This window comes from Lacimicrobium alkaliphilum, assembly GCF_001466725.1.
Lineage (GTDB): Bacteria > Pseudomonadota > Gammaproteobacteria > Enterobacterales > Alteromonadaceae > Lacimicrobium > Lacimicrobium alkaliphilum_B.
The window spans coordinates 3,788,719-3,812,018 of sequence record NZ_CP013650.1 but is presented as its reverse complement, the minus strand read 5'-3'; the positions used below and the strand labels follow the sequence as shown (position 1 = coordinate 3,812,018).

Sequence of the window (23,300 nt, the reverse complement as noted above, 5' to 3'; positions counted from 1 at the left end):
ATGATCTAGTCGGCCAGCTCTAATGCAGTTTTACACCAACGGTCATATTGCAGAGCAGTCAGCGCCAGCCCGACGCCACCGAGCACTGTCAGGGAGGCCATCAGGCCACCGACCGGAATAATCACCTTAGAAAACACCATTGTAGCTGCATAAATGCCGACAGTGATGGCCAGCAGGCTGTTAATCAGAAGAGGGCGGTATCTGAATCGTGGCGCGCAGTAAAAAGCCAGAGCAATCTGCAATGGCAATATCATTGCGCTGAAACTGATGATTATAAAATAGATACGTATTCCGCTAAAAGAACCCGCCACAGCAATACCGATAAGTAAGAAAATGAGCGCAAAGAAGGCATAAAAACGCAGTACTCTCAGGCAGAAACTTCTGCCCACACGGGCCATATACGTTTTGCGATCAGGGCTTTTATCCAGCAGCCAGAGTTCAACCACCGTGGGCTGCAAAGAGATAAATTCCAGCATCAGGTTAAAGCTGAGAATAAAAGCTGCCAGGGTAAAAAACATACCGACGACCATCAGCCAGCCTTCCGAATTGAGCGCACCCTGAGCGCGCGCCGGTATACTTAGCAATGTCATCACCAGTATCACTAAACAACTGCATATCAATACTACGGTCACGGCATTGGTGCTTCTTTCCCCGCCATACAGCCCCTTTTCAAGCAGACTGCGGGGATTAACCAGAAAGCAACGGCGCTGCCAGTTCTGTACCAATGCACTGAGCCAGTGAGGTGAGGAGAATCCTATACTTTTCCAAAGTGTGACTTTTTCATTGGTGCGACTGAGCCAGCTATGGGGTAGACGCGATTCGTCCAGCTCTTTGGGCGCAAAGTATGCCCTCTGAAATAGTCGGAACATCAGTACTGACCATATTGTCGCCGCGGATGCGATACTTATTCTAACCGGCTCTGGCAGCGCCATCAGCGAGACGAACTGACTGATATCGGCGATATACACCACCCCGAGGAGATCACTTGCCCACCATACAAACACTAGCGACATAAAGAACCCGGCCAGGTTAGCAGTTTCAGGCAGAGCAGCAGAGAAGCTGATAAGCAGCACCACAACAGAGAGACTCAGTATTAGCCAGGTAGTTAGAATGCTAGCAGGAGCAATGCCAGTCAGCAGTGGTACCAAAACCAAAAAGACGATACTGAGTGCGGTGGAGTAGTTAAATTGCTGTATTCGTCCATTGGGGGATAGCAATGATGCAGGGTTAGCGATCATGGCCTTAAGGCTGTTGGCGTGCTGCCAGCCAAGTACAGCTGGTAGCAACACTGCTATGGTGACATTTTCGTACAGGCTGTGTAATTGTTGTTCGGTGGATAACACAATCGCTATGAACAAAGGCAGCAACAAATAAGCCGTACCATTGATTCGCAGGTCTCGTTTTAGAATGGCAATATAGGCGTTCATTTGTGCAGCTCCAGGAAAATATCATCGAGGCCGAGGGCTTCAATCTGAGCCGTAGCATTCAATTGCTTTTCCAGTGCTGAGACGACAGCTCTGTCAGGGTTTTCTACCAGAGCACGGATATGGTTAGGGCTGTGTTCAATATGCAGCAGGCCCTGAATCTGTAGTGCCTTTGGCAGGGGGCTGTGACTGCTAAGATGCAGACGCACATAGCGCTCTTTGAGCTCATCAAGACTGCCCTGGAAACAGATTTCCCCCCGTCGCAATATGGCAATATCACTGGCAACCCGTTCGAGATCAGAGAGGATATGGGTTGAGAACAGCACTGAAGTGCCGTTTTCAAGATTGATATCAATCAGTTCGCGAATAAATTCCCGACGAAGCATCGGATCCAGACTCGCTACCGGCTCATCCAGAATCAGCAACTTCGGGTTATGGCCTATGGCCTGGATAATTGCCACCCGCTGTTTCTGCCCTTCAGACAGGTCCGATACCCTGGACTTAGGATCCAATTGCCAGCGTTGCATCAGCGCAGTGACTTTAGCTGCATCCCAGTTCTGATAGAAGGCACCGGTATAGTCGAGTAATTGGCTGACGTTCATCCAGTGCAGGGTGTCGGACTTCTGGGCAACATAACCTACCTGCTCTTTGACTTTTGGTGGCATATCCCAACCTGGAGCTTCCATGACCCGGATCTCACCCCTATCAGCCTTAAGCAACCCCAGGCAAAGTTTCAGCAAGGTGGTCTTACCGGCACCGTTTTGCCCAAGTAATCCCATGATATGCCCCTGTGGCAGATTCAGGGTGATTTTGTTCAGCACCTGATACTGTTGGTAACTTTTGCTGACCTGTTCCATCTCAATCATATTCATGACACATCCTTTTTCAGTTGTTCAGTCAGCCATTGAATGGCTTGGTGTTGTTCAATATCCAGTTGCCCGCACAGGGCGCTAAGCTGCTCTGCAATCGGAGTAAGCAGTTGCAGGCGCTGTTGCAGCGGCATTTGTGAAGTGCTGCTTTTAACCCGCATACCAATGCCCCGCACTCTCTCAATCAGCTCCTGAGCTTCAAGCAGGCCATAGGCCTTGGAGATGGTCATGGGGTTAATATCAAGTTCGCCGGCCAGTTGTCTCACCGAGGGCAGGGCCTCCCCCTGATGCAACTGACCACTGGCAATCAGACGTTTTATTTGCCCCATGATTTGTCTGTAAATGGGCTCACCGGAAGAAGGATTTACCGAGAAGAGCCATTGGTTATCTGACAAGGAATCGCCCTTTACTGTATTGGTGTATTATTTGTATAATACACTGGTGATGAAATGCAAGTTCTTTCTGAACTGGCAGCCCGATTTTTTTAAGAAAGAGAATAAGCAAGCCGTTTGGTGCAACGGAGCAGATCTGTTGAGTCATCATTGACAGATAGAGAGAAAATCGAGGAAAAATGGATAGCATATAGATTGTTCGTTTTGAAGATTCTCTTAAAGTGGTCGCTGCTTTCCAGTAAGGACCAGGCCATGCGATCGTTTATCCATATTTTTGCTGTTGTTATTTTCGTTTCTCTTGCAGGTTGCCAGGCACAGAGTACGAAGTATTCCAGTCCGACTAAGGGTGTCAGTGATCCCGCTGAATATGGTTCTCTGGAACTGGAAAATGGTATGCGGGTATTGTTGGTCAGCGACTCGGCGCTGACCAAGGCCTATGGCTCTATGTCTGTCAGGGCCGGGTATTTTCAGGATCCTGATAGCATTCCCGGCCTGGCCCACCTGTACGAACATATGCTCTCAAAAGGTACACAAAAATACCCTGATCCGGCTGAGTACAAACAGTTTCTGGCAGATCATGGTGGGCGCTCCAATGCCAGTACGTCGGCGCTGCGCACCAACTATTATTTCCAGGTGGCGGGTACCAGTTTTGAAGAGGCTTTAGCGCGCTTCGCCTGGCAATTTATCCAACCTCTGATTCCACAATCTCTGGTCTATAAAGAGCGTCATGCGGTAGAAGCTGAATTCCGCATGAAGTTTCACGATGCTTACCGACGTAAACGTGAGGTGTGGCGCACAGCATTTGCCCCGGAACATCCCTATCGAAAATTCTCCACCGGTAATTTGTCGACGCTGGTGGATAAGCCAGAGATATCCCTGTCACAGGCACTGAGAGATTTTGGCCATGATTATTATTGTGCACCCAGAATGGCCCTGGTGATGGCGGCGCCTTTACCACTGGAGCAGCTTAAAGTAATGGCCGACAAATATTTCTCAGCGGTTCCCTCCATGTGCGGAAAAACACTGGCGCAAACGGTAGCGCCTTATGTGGAAGTTCCGGATGGCAAGCTGATTAATATCCAGACACTGAGAAAACGTTCTCGCATTACACTGAGTTTTGTTGTGCCGGATAATTTGCGTATCCGTCGTGCAATGATTGGCGACTATATATCCTGGCTGGTAGAAGGTCACAATCCGAAGGGGCTGGAGCAGCATCTTAAAGATAAGGGCTGGATTAAAGGGTTGTCTGTCTCTCAGCCGGTGCTGGATGATCAACACCGCTTTTTTAACCTGACACTGCGTTTTACGGCGCGAGGCTGGAAACAGCAGGCCGAAGCATTGCAGATAACCTGGCAGTATCTGGATGTTATTAAACAGCAGGTGTCCGCAACGCATTTCAATGACACATTCGCCAGTCTTCGTCATGCTGAATTTAATCAGGACGCCAGGCATAAATCCTCTGCAGAGATTCGTGAACTTGCCGATCAGGTGCTGTTCTATCCGGTCAGTGAAGCGCTTGTAATTAATCAGATTCCCGGCAACTATGACGCGCAGTCAATGCAAATCTGGCTGAATGCCCTGACACCAGCAAACACCTTGCTGATAAGGGAACATCCTGCTCTGCCTGTCGGGCAACTGGAACCTTACTATCAGACCCGCTTTGGGGTGCAGCATCCGTTTATGCTATCTGCCCCCAAAAGCGTCGAAACCGACTTCAGTCTGCCCGACTTACCGCGTTATTTTGCTGAGCATTCTGAGCCACCAGAAGAACTAAAGACCGGTTGCAGGCAGTTGGCCACGGCGTTTGAAAGCTGCGTGCTGCCCACTCAGGAACGTGACAGCCGCTACGCCTCGATTAACCTGTATCTGGATACAGACATTCAATCGACAGAACGCTTTGTCCTTAACCCACTATATTTACGTCGCCTTAAGCACCGATTAACGCCCATGATTGCAGAGGCCGACAGTGCCGGTCTCGACGTGGAACTGGCTGAAACCCAACGCGGATGGAGAATCAGCATATCGGGTTACTCAGGGGATCGGGTGGCGCTGTATCGGGACATTCTGGCAATGGTATCTTCACCTGCATTGGATGACAGTGCTGTATCGTTGACACTGGAGAGCTACCGTTCACAATTGTCGCAGCGCAAACACCAGAGACTACGGACGCAAACACTACAGATACTGAACACCGAACTGGGCCTTGATATCCCGACTCACGATGCGCTGCGTTACCTTGAGAATTTTTCTGAAAAGCGTTATCAGGCTTTTGTTCAGGGCTATTTTAAGCGCGCCAGGCTGACAGCCACGTATTTTGGTCATGTTTCTGAACAGGAAAAAGTGTCTTTGGATTCATTATTTGCAACATTCAGTGGCAATATTGAGATTGCGCTTCGCTCACAGTCCCACCGCTGGGATGGAACGACGACCATGGGCTTGCATCGGATTAGCCTGGAGGGCCCGGATAACGCGGTGCGTCTTATGATACTTCCAGACACGGGTAAGATTGAGGAGCATGCCATAACCGAATTAGTGGGAGCGATGATGACAGCACCCTTTTTCCATCAATTGCGTACTGAAGAGCAACTGGGTTATTCAGTTTCTGCAAAGGCCTATTCGAAATTTGGTTATCCTTATCTTGGCTACTATGTGCAGTCTGTAGACACAGAGCCGGAACAGTTGATGGCTCGGGTTATCCTTTTTAATCAGTGGTTTATAACCTATCTTGATTCATTAACGGCGTCTCAGTTCAATACGGTAAAACATAGTCTGGCTGATTCCCTGCAACAAACTTATACCAACGCTGACAGTGAAGCGGATGCCAGACGCGCTCATTTGCGTTACGGCTGGGCAGAGAACCACTTAAAACAATTGCAACAACAGATATTGTTGATGTCACTGGACGAATTCCGTGCTCATGTTTCTTCATTGCTTAGTAAACCATTAATCGGGGTGCTGGCCAAAGGAGCTACAGCGCAGGATCAATAAGCAGCTTGATGTCAGACTGAGGGAACTCAGTCTTGGTAAACAGAATACGTTGCTGATCACGGTCCAGGCGCAGGGCGCTGTCCGTTTCAAAGGTGGACCGTGGGGTTTTCAACAGTGTTTGATGCGTTTTTGTGACTAAGTCGTATCGCAGCAGGCGCTGATGGTCACTTTCCTCCTCAATATAATAAATGGCGTCATCTTCGAGGGTCCAGGTATACCGGACACGGAATTGCTGCTCATCTATCAGTTGCTGCCGCTCACCCGTGTTGAGGTTTAACTGCCATAGTCCGTTGCGGTAGGTACTGTAAATCAGGGTATTTTGATCTGTCATCACACCATAACGGCCATTATTAAAGGTCAGCCGCTGCACTTCTTCGGTCTCCAGACTCAAGGCATAGATATCGGCATGTTCTTTTGTAAATACCGTTGTCAGTATGCGTTTATCATCCGCTGACCACATGGGACGATTGTGCCCCTTAAATGGACTGGGTACTGTCTGAATACGCTTAGTGGCAACCTCGACAATGTAGATATGGTCGCCTGTTTCGTCTTCATCGGGTGCCAGGAAAGCAATGCGTTTGCCGTCATGTGACCACTTTGGGTAACGTGCTGAGCGGCCAAGATGGGTAAGCTGATTGCGATTATTGCCATCCGCATCGGCAATCCATACTTCATAGTGACCCGACTCATTCGACAAGTAGGCGATCTTCTTGTTGCGATGGGAATAGTCCGGATAATTGTGATTGTAACCGGAGTTCAGTACCGGGAAGGGACTGTTGTTAACCCGGGTGTTCAGTGGAATAGCGGCGATCTGATATTCCTCGCTACGGTGCTGGAAGAAAATCCATGGCTTGTTACGGGCAAAGTGCGGGTAGCTCATGCCCTCAATATCCAGAGACTGGATATTGTTGGTTTTGATATCCAGTATAAAACCTGAGCGTGTATCTGAACGTTGTACACCATAAGCAAGCTTATTGCCTTCGGGGTGCCAGCTCAGGCCAACGATATCTTCTTCACCGGAGGTTAACTGACGGACCTGATGATGGCGTAGATCGTAGAGATAAATATTTTCGTTAAACTGGTTGACCCTGCGGGTTGTCGCCAGATAGTTTCCATCCGGTGAGAACGCCATGTCCCGCTCCTTGTATCCGCAATCTGTAGCGCAGGAAAAGCGTCTTGGACTGGCGTTCTCTTTGTTGATATCCAGCAGGTAAATGCCGGATAAGTCTGATTCATCGTCATCACTGTAAAAAGCCAGTGTGGCATTGTCGGGCGAAATATCAATATAGTGATAACCTCCCACCACCGGACAGTTTGTAATGTTGACCTCCTCAAAGCTCTGCATATCCATCCTGACAATATCACAGCGCTCAGCGTCACGGTCCTTGCGGCTGAAATAGAGAAAGCGACCGTCGACACTCCATACTGAGTGTCCTTCAGAAGCACTGTCGTAGGTGAGCCTGGTGGCTTTGAGTTGGGGCTGTTCAAGATCCCGGCGGAACAGGTCGACCTGCCCATCAGGTGCCACCCATTTGTAAACCAGAAAGCGCCCATCCGGTGAGGGCGCCGGAAAAAGTTCCAGTCCAGGTTCTGTGGTGACAGTGCGTATTTGTCGCGGAGGGGGTTGTGACGTCGACAGACTAAGCCATAGTATCGCCAGGGCAATCACAAGAGCGAACAGCGTCAGCCATTTGAACCTTGTCGTCCTGGAGGATTGCGACCCGGCGGCGGAAGCGGGTTCGCCGTCGTCCTGAAGCTGCGCCTCCGGAGCGACCACCAATCTGTATCCGGTTTTACGGATGGTTTCTATGACCTCAGAATCCTGATTATGACTGAGAGATTGCCTTAGATGCCAGATGGCATTGGTCAGTGCCTTCTCGCCAACGTATTCGTTGCCTTGCCAGACTTTATCTATCAGTTCCTGGCGTGAAACAATGCGCGGATATTCCGCTACCAGATACAGCAACACGTCAACAAATTTGGGTTGCAGATTCTGCTTTTCACCGTTGTCCAGATAGACCGCCCGTTCAACCGGCTCTATCTGATACTGACCTAACCTGAAAGATTTCCCCATCCTGCTGCTCTGGCTATACCTATGGTGTGTAGTGTGCTGTTTATCGTTGATTATATGCAACCTAGCTTAACATCAATAGTGCTATTTCTGGTGACATTCAGTAAGCAATGAGACTATTGTTAAATTATTGAAATAAAAGGGTAAAAATAGAATAGAGAGTAAATAGATATAGAAGTGAGGTAAACAAGACCCTGCCTCTGTTGTGGTCTGTTACCGAACCGCCTAATAGTAGATTGCGGCCGTTTGAGAATCTATATGACATAAGCTTGCCGCGGCAAAACAACAAGCACAGCAGCACAAAACAGGAATGCAGATAATGAAACCAAGCAAGTTGACCACAGCAGTGCAGTTAGCGCTGACCGGCTTATTACTCTCAAGTGGCGTGAGTCACGCGCAGCAGGCGGTCGAACGTACCCTGACAACACAGAATAACACCGCATCTGAAAAGGCAAAGGATGAAGAGCGCATCACCGTAACCGGCAGCCGTATAAAGCGGGACAGCTTTTCCATGGCGACTCCTATGATGACAATAGGTAAAGATGAGCTGGTTGATAGCGGGATCGGTGAGCTGGCCGATATTCTGGTCGATGAGATTCCTTCCATCAGCGCCGGAGTCAGTAACACCAATTCTCAGTCCAGTGTCCAGAACACCGGGTTGTCGACTATCGATTTACGTGACCTTGGCACTGATCGTACGTTGACGCTGATTGATGGCCGTCGGGTGGTTTCCAACAGTTATAGCGGCAACTATATCAGTTTAAGTACTATTCCCTCCGCTATGGTCGACAGGGTTGAGATTATCAGTGGCGGCGCATCAGCCATTTACGGCTCTGACGCTGTGGCGGGCGTGGTCAATATTATTACCGAAAGTGGCAAAACCGGTTTTGAAATTGATGTGCGAGGTGGCGAGAGCACTGACGGCGGCGCCCGCGAATTTACCCTGGATACCGGTTTTGGCACCGGCTTCGACAATGATCGGGGGCATCTCTATGTTGCCGCATCCTGGGATCGGGAGTTTGGTTTATACCAGGCGGATCGGAAGCGAGCTCAGTATGAGGCAAGTTACGACTATAACACCACATTGCTGTGTAATGAGATGAACACCATCGAAGGTGATCAGTGTATGCGCGATATCACCATGGATGATTGGCGCGAACGCAGTGACAACACACCAGGAGGTACCTTTGAAGGAAATGACTGGTTCTACCATCCAACGGATGGCCTGACAGCAGGGTTTGTAGAAGAGCGTGACGGATTTAACTTTGAGCCTTTTGATATGCTCAAAGTGCCCAATGACAAGTTGTCTGCGGCCATTAAGATTGACTATGACCTGACTGATGATATTCGCGCCAGGTTTCATCTGCAGTACAGTGATAATCACTCGGTTAACTATAAGTCGCCGGAAGGGCAGGACTACAATGATGATGAACTCAGAATTGATCCCGTTACCGGTCAGCCAGAGCTGGTTATCGCCGGAGCGATTGATCCCGACAATCCTTTTATACCAGAGGCGATTCGTGAAACGGCAGGCAGCAGCGTTTCCTGGGATCGGGCGTTTGTAGAAGTCGGCAATATTGTTACCGATAATAAACGTGAAACGGTGCGTACCTTTGCCGGATTGCAGGGCACAGTATTCGATGGCGAATGGGACTGGGATCTGGGCCTAAGCTATGGGGAATTTGAACAACGTCAGCTGCGGCTGAATGAAATCAGTATTGTGAAGCTCAGGGATGCTCTGAACGCCGAATATGCAGAAGACGGCGTTACGGTGCAGTGTGCTGATGAGCAGGCCCGGGCAGGCGGTTGTGTTCCGATCAACTTATTTGGCTACGGCAGTATAACCCCCGAGGCGGCCGATTATATTCGTGCCAATCCGGTGATAAACACAGATATCAGTCAGCTCAATATCAGTGGCTATATGACCGGTGAACTATTTGAATTACCGGCCGGAGCCGTATCATCGGCGTTTGGTTTTGAGTACCGTAAAGATAAACAGGAAGTCAACGTTGCCGACGAGCTGAGGGCACTGGCGATTACCTTTAATGATGTACCTGATATTAAAGGGGACGTTTCAGTTTGGGAGGCCTTTGGCGAGGTCACGCTGCCCCTGCTGCGGAATGCACCTATGGCCAAAAATCTGAGTCTTGACCTGTCCTTAAGGCTTGCAGACTACAGCCATGAAAACATCGATTTGATGACCAGTTATCGTGCAGGTTTTATCTGGGAGCCGGTATCGGGTTATGCTTTCAGGGCCAATTATGCAAGGGCCCAGCGCGCGCCCAGTATCACTGAGCTGATTTCTCCGCCACGGGGAGACTACGACAGCTTCAATGATATTTGTGACGGTGTAACACTGACATCAACGGATCCGGGCCATGATGCCTGTCGTCAGGTTCCTGCAATTCTGGATGCGATTGCCTTATCAGAAGATGGCGAGTTTATTGACCAGAATACCGGGTACTCACCCAATGCCGGCAACAAATTGTTAAAAGAGGAAACGGCGGATACCTATACCTTAGGATTTACTGCCGCTCCCGAGTGGCTGGAAGACCTGCGCGTTGCCGTAGACTACTATGATATTACCATCGACGATGCCATTACGTCAGTTGGCAACAACGATATTATCCGCCAGTGTTATGCCTCATCTCTTCCTTTTGGTGATGACAATCCATTCTGTGCCGATATCACCCGTGACTCTGAAGGGCAGATCACTCAGATTATCCAACGTCAGGCCAATCTGAATGAAGAGAAGGCACGCGGTTACGATGTCTCAGTGGCCTACGAATATGAGCTGAACAGCTATGGCAGCCTTACCTTCAAAGCAGACATGACACATGTTATCGAACGCTCCACTACGTTTGAGGGCAATGACGGTCTGGAAACCAATGTCTATGAGGGAGAGTTAAGCAGCGGGATATTCACTGACAGAATCAGTGCATCCATCGCCTGGCGCTACGACAATTTGCGTGTGCGCTGGAAAACCAAGTACAAGAGTGCTGTGGTTGATGACCATGAGCGGGTGGACGACTGGCTCGAACTGCAGGCTGAAAACCAGGCGCTGTTAGATGCCGGTGATCCTGACGCCGTAGCCAACCCGGAAGTGCCACTGTATTTGTACTACCCCTCCTATACGACCCATGATTTGTCGGCATCTTATCGACTGGATATGGAAGGGGATATGGATCTCAAACTCTATGGTGGTGTGCGCAATGTGTTTAATGACAAAGGCCCCTTCGTGCCTAACACCGGTGATAACGTAGAAAGTGGCCGTGGCAACTTTAACAGTGCTTATGGCGGTGGTATAGGCCGCTTTGTTTATGCGGGTGCTGAAATCCGTTTCTGACCTCTGTCCCGGGGAGCCGGTTCTCCCCGGGTCTGGCGGCCTCATCGGTATGAGGCCAAATGAAATTATCGGGAGTCAGAATGCGATATTACCTTTTACTCATTATCCTGTGTTTGTTGGCTGCCTGCTCGGCGGTCAATGAAGAAGAGATCAATGATGGACCTTATGTACTAAAACAACCGTCACACTGGCAGGCTCTTTGGGTGTGTGGTGGCATTGAACAACGGCTGGGGTTTGAGCCGATTAATGAGCCTAAAAAAATTGAAAAGTGCGATCAAAGAGCAACGCTTTACCCACACCAAGCAGAGCGTCCGGAACTGGAATACAGCAATGTATCTGAACTGGCCGTAATCAGTGATATTCATGGGCAGGCAGGAATCCTTAAGTCGCTGCTCGTAGCCCAGGGGATAACGGATAGTCAGGGAAACTGGAATTTCTCTGATGGTCACCTGGTCGTGGTGGGAGATGTGTTTGATCGGGGCCCGCAACAGACTGAGAGCCTGTGGTTGCTTTACCAACTGGATTTTCAGGCCAGAGAAGCGGGTGGCCGATTGCATTTTCTGCTTGGCAATCACGAGGTGATGGTGCTCAATGGCCGCAGAAAGTACCTCAATGATAAATACCTCAGGGTAGAGCACATTCTGGCCAGAAATATGTCACAGCTCTATGCTTCGGACACCGTTCTGGGCCAGTGGCTGCAAAGCCGCAACGTACTGGTGAAGATCAATGACATGTTGTTTACCCACGGTGGGCTGCATCCTGATCTGGTCACGCAGTCAAAGACACTTAGCGAGATTAATCAGGGATTCACGCAGAACCTGATCGAGGGCGAGCAGGAGCGACAGGGATTTGCCCGTTATCTGCACAAAGATGACGGGCCGGTTTGGTACAGAGGCTATTTCCGGCAGCCTCAGGCAAGCGAAGCGCAAATAAACGGTCTGTTGGAGCACTTTGATGTGCGGCATATTGTTGTTGGGCACACCACTCACAATTCAGTAACCGGTTTTTACGATAATAAGGTGATTGCTGTTGATGCCGGTATCAAACGGGGTGAGTCAGGTGAGATGTTACTGGTAGAGCAACAGCAGCTGTATCGGGGCCTGCTTGATGGCACAAGGGGCGCGTTATAAAAGAGGCGCCACCAGGGCGCCTTTTTTCTTAGTCTTTTATCCTTACTGCCAGCACATCACAGGGCGCATGGTGTAATACGCTGTTAGCGGTGGAACCCAGCAGCAGACGGATACCATGGCGGCCGTGACTGCCGACGACAATCAAATCAGCGCCCATCTCCTTGGCCATGTCCACAATCAGATCGGCGGCCATGCCGGTTTTTACATGAATGGCGCTATCTTCAATGGCTGAGCCTTTGGTTAACTCGACGATTTTTTCCCGGGCTGCGGTATGAATTCGTTCGAAATCAAAATTAAAGTCGTAGCCTGTATAAGCACTCATGGCCGGGCCGGGCAACTCAGTGGCGTGCAACAATTGAAAGGTTGCTCCCTTGACCGCTTCATTATTCAGTGCAACGTCCAGTACCTGCTTCGCTTCAGGGGTGGTATCGATGGCGATTAATACCTTCTTGTACATACGCGTCTCCTTTTTAGGTTCTGCATATACTGTAGTAAAAATCGCAGCGTTTGTTTTGAGGCAGGTCAAACTTTGTACTTTTACACGCCCTAATCATAGAAGCTGATTTTGCCCATGGTGATATCGGGGATCCCTTCTTTAAGGTTGCTGAATTTGTCTTTACCGCCCGCCACACATTCGTTGGCCAATACGGCAAACAGTACCGCTTCCTTGGCATCCGGATCTACTGCCAGCTCTGCCGTCGAGTGAATCTGTACGGTTGGTAACTGGCGGGCAATATTCTCCATCAGAACAGGGTTATGAAAACCGCCACCACTGGCATAAAGATGGTAGTCGCCGAGTTTTTCGCCGCAGCGTTTCAGGGCCAGTACAATCATATTGGCGGAGAACCGGTTAAGGGTTGCCATCACATCTTCATGACAAAGATCGCCGGTCTGACTGGCAGCCTGTGCCCGGGCCAGGTACTCCAGATTAAACAGCTCGGGGCCGGTGGTTTTGGGAAATGGCTGGGCGAAGAAATTATGTTGCTGCAAGGCCTTGAGTAGTGACTCAGATACCTTCCCCGCCCGGGCGACAGCCGCGTCGGCATCATAACTCTGATTAAAGTACTGCTGCATATAGGCGTCCATCAGCGTATTGCCCGGGCCAACATCGGTGCTGAACACCGCACTGGCGTCCATACTGGCAGGCAGATAAGTCAGATTGGCAATGCCGCCCATATTCAGCATGACTCTGTTCTGCTCTTCACTGGCAAAGATCAGATAGTCCCCGTATACCGCCAGCGGTGCACCCTCTCCGCCTGCGGCAATATGTTTCTGACGAAAGTCACTGAGTGTAATAATGCCAGCTTCACAGGCGAGGTGATCACCATCGCCAATCTGCAGTGTGGCGTTAGGGTAACCCTCCAGCCTATGTTCCGATTTGGGGGCGTGATAGACGGTCTGGCCGTGGCTGGCAATCAGGTCCACCTCTGTGGCATCCACCTGCCAGGCCTGCAGACATTGATTTACCATTTGGCCATGCAGTGTGCCAATCCATGGATTCAGCAGGCATAGCTGCTGCAGATCAACCTGACGTTTGGAGAACACCGACTTTATCCGCTGCCGGTAGGTTTCATCATAATCAACGGTAGTAAATTCGAGCAGCTCTATTTTGCTGTTCAGACCCGCATCACTGATCCTGCATAACGCCACATCCAGCCCATCCAGCGAGGTGCCGCTCATCAGCCCGATAATCAGGCGCTGTGGTTTGGCGGCAATCTGGTGGAGTCGGTGAATATGGCTGTGCATGGTGCTTGATCCTGTTTTTCTGACAACTGACGTTAATTGGTATTACTGTATCATAGTTCAACTCAGCTAATCTTTACACGTCAAAATCTTTATTATCCCCTTTGTTTAATAGTGGTTACGATACTGCGCTTATGACTAAAACTGGATCATTTTGTTTTTCTGGTATTAAATGTATTGATAATAACAATACCAATAGAATACCAATTATTCATCTCAACAGGAGAGCAATATGAAGAAGAACAGAATTACCAGAATCCTTACAGGAGCTGCAGCCACGTCTCTGCTTACCCAATCACTGGTTGTCGGTCAATCGATGGCACAGCAAAGCGAGCCGGCAGTGTCGGAGACTGAAGTGATTAGAGTGACAGGCTCCCGCATAGCCCGCACTGAGCTAACGGCAACAAGCCCGGTGACATCGGTGGACAAAGCTCAGATTCAGCTCGACAGAGCGGTAACGGTTGAAGATATCGCTATGAAGTTGCCGCAGGCTGCTGGTGGCGCTAACAGTACCGGTGCGACGGTGGGTGATTCTCTGGGTTCATCCACAATTGATTTGCGTGGTTTGGGCCAGAATCGTACTTTGGTGCTAATAAATGGCACCCGGGCAGTGCCTTTCAGTTTCCGCAATTCTGTAGATGTAAATTCGATTCCGGCGGGGTTAATTAAACGGGTCGATATCCTGACCGGAGGCGCTGCAGCTATTTATGGTGCCGATGCGGTGTCTGGAGTGGTGAATTTCATTCTTGATGATCAGTTTGATGGTTTTGAATTATCGAGCAGTTACGAGATGCCGCAAGGTGGCGCTGAACAGTTTAATTTTGATGCCACCTTTGGTGGCAATATTAACGATGGCCGCGGCCATGTCAGTGGCTATGTAGGTTATGCTGAGCGCCAGGATCTGTTGGCTGGCGAACGTGATTTTACGGCTGATACGGCAACAATAGTGCCGAGTACTGGTGGCAACTTTACTGATATTGCCAGTGGTAATTTCTTTGCCTTTGATAATAACGGTAATTTCAGCACCGAAAGACAAACCACTAACGTGACCTCTGAGCGTTATCTTGTTCAGCCGATGAAGCGCCTCACGGGCGGCGTGTTCTTCAATTACGATCTGATAGAAGGCAAAGCCGAGGCCTATGGGCGAGCCCTGTTTACTCAGGTGAGGGTAACCGGTGCGGGGTCAACCGGACAAACACCGGTTTCCGTTAATCAGCCAGTTAGCATCAGTTCCGACAATCCATTTCTGAGTGAACGTATTCGCGATTTACTCACCTTCGGTGATGACGGCCTGGCCCGGGTTAATGTTGAGCGTAATCTCGGTTTGGGCTTACAGGAAACCAAAATGACTCGTAATACGCTGCAGGTTCAGTTTGGTTTGCGGGGGGATATTAACGATAATATTGCCTGGGACCTTTACGGGCAATATGGTCGAACCGACGGTAAAGCAACCGTTTATAACAATGGCATCCGTAACGACGCCGCTGGCAACAGCCAGTTCGCTAATATCGCCAATTCGGTGGATATATTCAATCCTGAAACGGATCTCAGCAGCCTGAGCTCACCTATCTTGCACTCTGATCGTCAGCGAGAGCAAAGTGTCATGGCACTAACTTTCTCCGGGGATACCTTCGATATTCTGGAGTTGCCAGCCGGACCAGTGAGCTACGCAGTGGGTTATGAGTATCGCAAAGAGCATGGTATCCAGACAGCTGGCAGTGCGTTAAGAAATGGTACTGCTTATGGATTGGGTGGTATTTTCGATATGGATGCCAGTTTTGACTCTAGAGAGTTTTATGCTGAGCTGTTAGTGCCCCTGCTGGCCGATATGTCTTTTGTTAAAGAACTGAATATCGAAGGCGCGTACCGCACGTCTAATTACTCCAATACGGATTCGGCGAACACTAATAAACTGGGTCTTAGCTGGGCAGTAAATGATGACTTACGTTTCCGGGCTACCCGCCAGACCGCGATCAGGGCGCCAAACTTAGGTGAGTTTGCCGGTCCGGAAACGTTGTTGTCCCTGTCTTTGTTCGATGAGACCAGCGCTGACTTTGTGCCTCGGCTCGGGGGGCGTTTTGATGGTGACCCTTGCCTTGATGGTCGCGGTGATGCAGAACAATGCGCCCGTTATGGTGCTGCACAACCGGGTACAGCTTTCGATTCAAGCCAGGCGACCTACTCTTTTGGTGGCAATCCGGATATTAAACCAGAGCAGGCTCTGACTTATACCCTTGGTATGGTTTATACGCCTGCTTATCTGGACGGTTTTGATGTCACACTGGATTACTATGATATTGAAATTACCGATGCGGTTAGTCAGATTCAGCCCATTTCGGCACTCACCAGTTGTTATATTGATGATCCTGTCGAGGGCAATCCACTGTGTGATGCAGTACTGCGAGATCCTGATACCGGCCTGATAAGCCAGGCATTGGTGAATGATTTCAATCTGGCTACGCTGGAGCAGGCGGGTTTTGACCTGGGTATGCGTTATCAGGTTGACGGCCTGCTGGATATGGGAGAAACCGTACAATTCAGTTATCAGGGCAATGTAGTAACCTCGCAGAGTCGTCAAAACAATGCGACCGTGCCCGCTCTGGATTGTAAAGGTACCTTCGGCACGTCCTGTACCGGTGATTTCGCCAGTATTTTGCAGGCTGACTATCGCCATCGAGCAGTGGTGGATATGCTGATAGATAATATTAATGTGCAACTGAGCTGGCGGCGTATCGGGAGTGTCGCGAATGCCCTGGATGAATCAGATACCTTGTCGGCACAGAATTATATTGATCTTGCGGCCTCATGGCAGGTAACCGATTCCCTGCAAGTGACCGCAGGGGTTGATAATCTGTTTGATAAAGCCCCGCCTAAACCACTCGCCGGTGGGAATTTGTATGGCAGTGTCAGCGATTATGATGCAGTTGGAAGAACAATCGGTTTGTCTTTGCGCTATCGTCCTTAATTCAGGCCGTTGACGAACACCCCGGTGAAAAGTCGCAGGCTTTACGCCGGGGTGTTTTTTGTTGCGTTTAAATCTGTTTAAATAATCAGTACTCAGAGGTCTACTTAGTTACCATGGCATCATTCCCTAAAACCATCGTTACAGATCAACACAATGCGACCCCCCTTTATCAGCAACTTGCAGAACAGATTCGTGGTCTGATTAAAGAGCAGGCAGTCAGTGCGGGCCAGGCGCTTCCTTCTGAACGGGAGTTGATGGAGATTACCGGCACTTCACGAGTGACGATCAGAAAAGCATTAGGGTTACTGTTGGAAGAAGGTCTGTTGCTGCGCCGACAGGGCTCTGGTACCTATATTGCTCCGCCCAGAGAACAGTCAGGTGACCATTTAAGCAGTTTCACGGTTGATGCAAAAAACCGGGGCGAGTCGCCAAGTTCGGTATGGCTGGTGCGCAGTCTGGCTCCTGCCTCAGAAGATGAGTCGCGTCTGCTGAATTTACCGGAAGGGGCCATGGTAGCTCGTTTTGGACGACTGCGCCTGGCCAACGGTGAACCGCTTGCAATTGAGCACGCTGTGGTTCCCGCTGAGTTTGTTGGTGATCCTGAAGTGGTGAAGGACTCTCTCTATCAGACATTGAAGCAAAATAGTAAGCATCCACAACAAGGAACGCAGAAGATCAGAGCTTCTAAGGCTTCCCCCATAGAAGCTGGCTTGCTGAATATCCGGGAGCGGGCCGAAGTTTTAAGAATCGAGCGCCGAACCTTTCTCGCCGACGGAACACCCGTGGAATATACCCATTCGGTTTACCGGGGTGACAAGTATGTATTTGTTTCACATCTGCATATGGACAATGATTCACAGCCGGATTGAAACCGGCTCTCAGATCTCCGACGCTATGCGATAGCATTTGCTCTGGCAATGCACTGCCCGGGCCTTGTTCCGATGAGATGTAACCTTTTCAGCTACCCGGTTGAACAATGCTTGTAATGCAAGTGGCTGATACTCAGGGCAACCCGACAGTTGCCATAATGGGATAGTGATCGGAAATATACCTGCCTTCAATGTTAATCTGGAAAGTATCAAAGTCGAATACTCTGAAACCTTTGCTGGTAAGAATATAGTCGATTCGAACGGGAGGATCTGCTGTGCCAAAGCCATTGAGTGTTGGTTGTGGGGCTATGGCTGAAGCGGCATCCTGCAGCGGCAACATGGTGTTCTGAAGCAGATGCCGGTAGCTCAATTCGGCAGGAAGTGCATTAAAATCGCCGCTGATAATAATGGGCAACTGACCTGATATTTTGCGCGCCTGTTCAAGCAGTATTTCTGCACTCTTGTTTCTTGCCTCAGCGCTGACATGGCTGAAGTGGGTGTTAAAAGCAGTCAGGGTTTTGAGCGAAGGGTGGTGTTTCAGCTTGATCCAGCTGGTTACTCTTGGCAGATGGGCACCCCGACCAATGCTGCCGGCCTGGTTTGGCGTATCAGAGAGCCAGAAATGGCCGCTATCCAATGCTTCCAGCTTGTCTGTGCGATAACAGATTGGCACAAACTCTCCTTCACGTTTGCCGTTATCACGGCCAACGCCTACGCATCGATAATCTGTTAATTGTGCTGAAAGCCAGTCCAGTTGATGAGCAAGCGCTTCCTGTAACGTCAGGATATCGGGCTTAACACTCTGGATATGGGTTATGACCATTTCGCGCCGTTTTGGCCAGGCATTGATACCGTCATCCGGATTATCGTAGCGCAGGTTAAAACTCTCTACTTTAAGCGTGTCAGCGCCAGCGACCACTGGTAGCACAAGAAGTAAGATAAATACGGCTCTGTTCATACCAATTTTTCCTGTCGGTTTGGTCTTGCGTTCGCTTGAGATGCGGTTGACGTTACGCTTCAGCCCATAATCTCCTCCGATTGTGCGTGGTAGCGATGAACCTTCACTTAAATGTGATTTCACCGCCCTTAACCAGAGCCTTATGATCTAAAAACGGTCTCATGAGTTTTCGTTCGTTAAAGCTGATATCACTATGTTGCTCAGTACTACCGGTGTCTGCTTTGTTAATCACTAACCTGGACCCCGGGTAATATTGGGTATTTAAGTGCAATGTGACGCTATCCAGCAAAGGCGTAAACAGAGCATAATCTGTATTGCCAGGAGTAACGGGATACAGCCCCATCATGCTGAATGCCAGCCAGGCCGACAGGGTGCCGGTGTCGTCATTGCCCGGTAAACCATCGGGCCCGGTGCCAAAGTACTGATCAATTAACTGGTGCACCCTTTGCGTGGTTCGCCAGGCCTGGCCTTCAACAAAGTTGTAGAGAAACGGGTAGGTAATATCCGGTTCGTTAGTCATATCGAAATTACCGGTATCAAAGGTGGCGTCTAACTGCTCCACAAATGCCTCATCACCGCCTGAAAGCTGGATCAGTCCCGGCGTATCATGGGGTACATAGAAACGATAATTCCAGGCATTGCCTTCGATATAGCCGGGAGCCGGCTCAAAGTTACGCCCTAACTCAGGGTCGAAGGGGCTCAGCCACTGCCCGTTGCGATTTTTTGGCCTGAGCATGCCGGTAGCCGGGTCATACAGCTTGCGGTAATTGTTGGCACGACGGCTAAAGGTCTGATAATCCTCTTCTTTGCCCAACGCCTTTGCCAGCTGCGCGATATTATAGTCGGCCACATAGTATTCCAGGCTGGTGGCCACACTGCCATCATAAGGGCCTTCGTCATCTACCGGCACATAACCCAGATTAAGATATTCCTCAATTTCCGGGCGTAACAGGTTGTTTTCTGTCTGACTGGCGGCGCGGAGCATGGCCTCATAGGCCGCATCCACATCGAAATCCCTGATCCCCCTTAAGTATGAATCCGCAATCATAGCGGTACCGGGGTCGCCTACCATTACTTGTGTTTCCATGCCGTACAGCTCCCATTTCGGCAACCAGCCGCTCTCTTTGGCCATGGCCACTGCCGAGCGCACCATTTGTGTCTGGATATCGGGGTAGAGCAGACTTAGCAAGGGGTGAACATTGCGATGAGTATCCCACAACGAATAGACCGAATAGCGGTTTTCTTTTGTATTGCCGGTACCATGCTGGCCCATCAGCGGATAGTCACCGTTGACATCCTGAATAATGTTGGGGTGGAGCAGGCTATGGTACAGGGCCGTGTAGAACATGGTCTTTTGCTGCCGGGTTCCTTCTATTTCTGCACGACCCAATAACATATCCCAGGCGTCAACGGCACTCTGTCTGACTGAGGCAAAATCAAAGCCTCGTTGCTCAGCGTTAAGATTAGCGCGGGCATTTTCGATACTGGTAAATGAAATGCCCAGCTGCACCTGGATCTGCTCATCCTTTTGAGTATCAAAGCTGAACCAGGCACCGATATCATCACCGCTAAGGGGGTGGCGATAACCGGCATAGGGTTTAATCTTGTCATTAAAGCCAACCCAGTCGGCTTCAACATTCCGATAACGTGGCATTTTCTTCCAGGCGCCGAAGTCGTCGGCCGCCCTGCTAAAGCGGGCAACAAAGTACACCGGCCGCACATTTTCTGAATGATAACAGAAGGTGCCGATATTACGCATGCCCTGAATTTCTCGTTCGGACACAATCTCAAGGCTGCCACCGGTTTCATTGGTCAGCCCCAGGCCAAGATTTAACAGAATATGCGACTGGCCTGCAGGAAAGGTAAAACGGCTGAGGCCGGTACGCAGAGTACTGGTGACTTCGGCCTGAATATCGTATTTGTCTAACCGGGCACTATAGTAACCGGGGCTGGCCCGCTCGCCGGAATAGGTGCTGCCGTATTCTTCGGGGTTAAGGTTAAGCTCACCGCGGGTGGGCATCAGCAGCATTACCCCGGCTTCGGGGCAGCCCACACCACTGAGATTAAGGTGGCTGAAACCGGTGAGAAACTGGTTTTCATGAATATAGACTCTGGAGTTCCAGGCGTCGTCTTTCTCAAAAGGGTTCAACTCGGGCTGCCCGAAGGCCACATTAAAGGGCGAAACCGAGGCCAGTCCATGGGGATACTGGGCCCCGGGATGGGTGGCACCAAAATTGGAGGTACCAATAAAAGGGTCGACATACTGGCCGGGGCCGGCTGCCATGGCTGCGCTGCACAAGGCGCCAGCCAATAAAGTCAGGAATCTGTTCATGGTGTATTGCTCATGGTAAAAATTAGCTCGCCGCCGTCCATAATCTGCTGATGGGAGAGGATAAAGCCGTCAAGGGGTTCGCCATTAAGGGTCACGTCACTGACATAAATATTATCCGGCCTCTGATTTTTCGCTGTCACGGTAAAGGTGCGGCCATTCTCCAGATTGATCTGTGCCTGTTCAATGGCCGGACTGCCGAGCACATACTGGCCGGAAACCGGGTCCACAGGATAAAAGCCCAGCGCACTGAACAGGTACCAGGCAGACATCTGGCCGGCATCTTCATTACCGACCAGACCGTCGGGCGCGGTGGTGTAAAGCTCGCTCATTATCCGGCGCACCAGTTGCTGGGTTTTATGGGGTTCACCCAGATACTGATACAGGTAGGGCACATGATGGCTGGGCTCGTTACCATGCACATACTGGCCGATATAGCCTGAGATCCATTCCGGGAACTCCTCTACGGCTTGTTCTGTACTGAACATGGCATCCAGTCTGGCACTGACCTGTTGCTTGCCGCCCATCATTTCGATCATGCCCGGCACATCATGGGGCACAAAAAAGCTGTATTGCCAGGCATTGGCCTCACAGTAATCCTCAGGATAATAGGCATTGGCATCAAAAGGAGAACGGAATTCACCATCGGCATTTTTAGCACGCATAAAACCACTTTGAGCATCAAAATGATGGCGATAGTTTTGTGCGCGGCGTGCAAATTCATCGGCAATTTCCTGTTTGCCCAGCGCGTCGGCCAGCCTGGCAATAGCCCAGTCATCGAAGGCGTATTCCAGGGTCAGCGATACATTCCATTTGCGCTCGTCGTAAGGTACGTAACCGAGTTCCTGATAGCTTTTGATGCCAAATTCATCCTGAGTGGCACTGTGGATCGCCGCATTGAGAAGCTGTTCACCGTCGATATCTGTCAGGCCTTTAAGATAGGCATCTACCAGTACGGGTACTGAATGATAGCCCATCATCATATCGGTCTCGTTGCCCTCGAAAATCCATACTGGCAGGCGGCCACTGACCTGGTAGTGATCCATCAGGCTGCGCATCATCTCGCCTGTACGACGGGTATCGATCAGGGTTTTCCAGGGGTGCAGAGCACGGAAGGTGTCCCACAGCGAGAAAAACTCGTACCTGGGCCCTTTCTCACTGTGATGGATATTGCCATCAGGGCCCTTATAGCGGCCATCACTGTCTGAAAACAGTCTTGGCGCCAGGGACGCATGATACATGGCCGTATAGAATTGGGTAAGGGTATCAGGGTCGGCCTGAACCTGTACCTTGCTGAGTTCTTCACGCCAGGCCTGTCTGGCAGATTGATGCACTGCGCTGAAATCCAGTTCATGGCCTTCGGCTTGCAGATTGGCTTTCGCATTGGCCTTACTCACCGAACTGATGGCCGTATGCACCAGAATTTCACCTGAGCCAGGCGGTGCAAAATCAAACTCAGCAGCCAGTTGTATCCCGGAAGCGGTTTTAGTGCTGAGGGTATTACCATCCAGTTCAAGCTGATGCTGGTTAAAGGGCACCGAGAAACGGGTGTAGAAGTACACTCGCTGATCTTCTGCCCAGCCAGTGGATTTGCGGTATCCGGCGATGGTCTGATTGTCGATAATCTCAATATGGGTGGCTGTGGTGCTGTCCCAGTTACGGCTGTATCCCAGATCCAGCCGTATTACTGCCGTATCGGTATCCGGGCTGAAGGTATAGCGTTGCAGGCCACTGCGCGGCCCAGCCGTAAGCTCCACATTGATCCCGTAATCCTCAAGAAAAACCTGATAATAGCCGGGTGAGGCGCGCTCATTGTCGTGGCTGAAAGAAGAAACGATGGTGCCGCCTTGCGGCCCGCCTTCGGTTTGCTGGCCCTTAAAGGGGCGGGTTAGCGGCATAAAAGAGATATCATAAAGATCACCGGCGCCGGTGCCGGAAAGATGTTTATGGCTGAAACCGGCGAGTATGTTATCAGGGTAAAAGTAACCGGCTATCCAGTCCCAGCCGGTTCTGCCGTTATCCGGGCTCAGTTGCACCATACCATGTGGCACGGTGGCGCCGGGGAAGGTCTTTCCCTTGCCATCTGTGCCGATAAAGGGATCCACATAATCCAGCGGATCGCTCTGGTGGTCAGAATCTGTGACCTTGAGGCCTGACTGGCTACAGGCTGATACGGATAAAACCAGTAGTAAGGGAACTAGCAATTTCACAGGCAT

14 protein-coding genes are annotated in these 23,300 nt (G+C 50.3%); 5 read left to right on the top strand and 9 right to left on the bottom strand.

From position 1 onward, the window contains the following. Window positions 1-5: 5 nt before the first annotated feature. From AT746_RS17080 to AT746_RS17070, 3 genes are read right to left on the bottom strand one after another with little or no spacing between them, the layout of a single operon-like run. A complete protein-coding gene (locus tag AT746_RS17080; protein ID WP_062482881.1) occupies window positions 6-1,427 on the bottom strand; it encodes a hypothetical protein in 1,422 nt (473 codons plus the stop codon). Further along, complete coding sequence (locus tag AT746_RS17075; RefSeq protein ID WP_062482880.1) at window positions 1,424-2,296, bottom strand: ABC transporter ATP-binding protein; 873 nt, start codon at window positions 2,294-2,296, stop codon at window positions 1,424-1,426. Before AT746_RS17075 ends, AT746_RS17080 begins: the two co-directional genes overlap by 4 nt. Next, complete coding sequence (locus AT746_RS17070; RefSeq protein ID WP_231730964.1) at window positions 2,293-2,688, bottom strand: GntR family transcriptional regulator; 396 nt, start codon at window positions 2,686-2,688, stop codon at window positions 2,293-2,295. Before AT746_RS17070 ends, AT746_RS17075 begins: the two co-directional genes overlap by 4 nt. Window positions 2,689-2,937: 249 nt before the next feature. On the opposite strand from AT746_RS17070, the gene AT746_RS17060 reads away from it, so the two are divergent. After that, a complete protein-coding gene (locus AT746_RS17060; RefSeq protein ID WP_062482877.1) occupies window positions 2,938-5,673 on the top strand; it encodes an insulinase family protein in 2,736 nt (911 codons plus the stop codon). Here the strand turns inward: AT746_RS17060 and AT746_RS17055 are convergent. Further along, window positions 5,654-7,747 (bottom strand): winged helix-turn-helix domain-containing protein, encoded by a 2,094-nt coding sequence (locus AT746_RS17055; RefSeq protein WP_062482876.1) that lies wholly within the window; start codon window positions 7,745-7,747, stop codon window positions 5,654-5,656. The two genes, AT746_RS17060 and AT746_RS17055, sit on opposite strands and share 20 nt — an antisense overlap. A 316-nt stretch (window positions 7,748-8,063) precedes the next feature. Here AT746_RS17055 and AT746_RS17050 point away from each other — a divergent pair, with 316 nt between their 5' ends. Both AT746_RS17050 and AT746_RS17045 read left to right on the top strand, forming a co-directional pair. Beyond that, the gene (locus AT746_RS17050; RefSeq protein WP_062482874.1) at window positions 8,064-11,090 is read left to right on the top strand and encodes a TonB-dependent receptor domain-containing protein; all 3,027 of its coding nucleotides are present in this window, start codon (window positions 8,064-8,066) and stop codon (window positions 11,088-11,090) included. A gap of 80 nt (window positions 11,091-11,170) precedes the next feature. Continuing rightward, window positions 11,171-12,220, top strand: a complete 1,050-nt coding sequence (locus AT746_RS17045; RefSeq protein ID WP_062482872.1) for a metallophosphoesterase — start codon at window positions 11,171-11,173, stop codon at window positions 12,218-12,220. Between the two features lie 28 nt (window positions 12,221-12,248). Here AT746_RS17045 and AT746_RS17040 read toward each other — a convergent pair whose 3' ends face one another. Both AT746_RS17040 and AT746_RS17035 read right to left on the bottom strand, forming a co-directional pair. Next, a complete protein-coding gene (locus AT746_RS17040) occupies window positions 12,249-12,677 on the bottom strand; it encodes a universal stress protein (RefSeq protein ID WP_062482870.1) in 429 nt (142 codons plus the stop codon). An 89-nt stretch (window positions 12,678-12,766) separates the two neighbouring features. Further along, on the bottom strand, window positions 12,767-13,966 hold the full coding sequence (locus AT746_RS17035; RefSeq protein ID WP_062482869.1) for an anhydro-N-acetylmuramic acid kinase: 1,200 nt from the start codon (window positions 13,964-13,966) through the stop codon (window positions 12,767-12,769). Window positions 13,967-14,195: 229 nt separating this feature from the next. Here AT746_RS17035 and AT746_RS17030 point away from each other — a divergent pair, with 229 nt between their 5' ends. Both AT746_RS17030 and AT746_RS17025 read left to right on the top strand, forming a co-directional pair. Then, window positions 14,196-16,928 (top strand): TonB-dependent receptor domain-containing protein, encoded by a 2,733-nt coding sequence (locus AT746_RS17030; RefSeq protein WP_062482866.1) that lies wholly within the window; start codon window positions 14,196-14,198, stop codon window positions 16,926-16,928. 113 nt (window positions 16,929-17,041) lie between these two features. Next, window positions 17,042-17,797 carry a GntR family transcriptional regulator gene (locus tag AT746_RS17025; RefSeq protein ID WP_062482863.1) on the top strand — a complete coding sequence of 252 codons (756 nt, stop codon included), beginning with the start codon at window positions 17,042-17,044 and terminating at the stop codon, window positions 17,795-17,797. A gap of 133 nt (window positions 17,798-17,930) precedes the next feature. On the opposite strand, the gene AT746_RS17020 is transcribed toward AT746_RS17025, so the two are convergent. The 3 genes from AT746_RS17020 to AT746_RS17010 all read right to left on the bottom strand — a co-directional run bounded on the left by AT746_RS17020 (window position 17,931) and on the right by AT746_RS17010 (window position 23,300). Beyond that, window positions 17,931-18,755 carry an endonuclease/exonuclease/phosphatase family protein gene (locus AT746_RS17020; protein ID WP_062482860.1) on the bottom strand — a complete coding sequence of 275 codons (825 nt, stop codon included), beginning with the start codon at window positions 18,753-18,755 and terminating at the stop codon, window positions 17,931-17,933. A gap of 103 nt (window positions 18,756-18,858) precedes the next feature. Then, complete coding sequence (locus tag AT746_RS17015) at window positions 18,859-21,087, bottom strand: GH92 family glycosyl hydrolase (RefSeq protein WP_062482857.1); 2,229 nt, start codon at window positions 21,085-21,087, stop codon at window positions 18,859-18,861. Beyond that, on the bottom strand, window positions 21,084-23,300 hold the full coding sequence (locus AT746_RS17010; protein WP_062482845.1) for a GH92 family glycosyl hydrolase: 2,217 nt from the start codon (window positions 23,298-23,300) through the stop codon (window positions 21,084-21,086). Before AT746_RS17010 ends, AT746_RS17015 begins: the two co-directional genes overlap by 4 nt.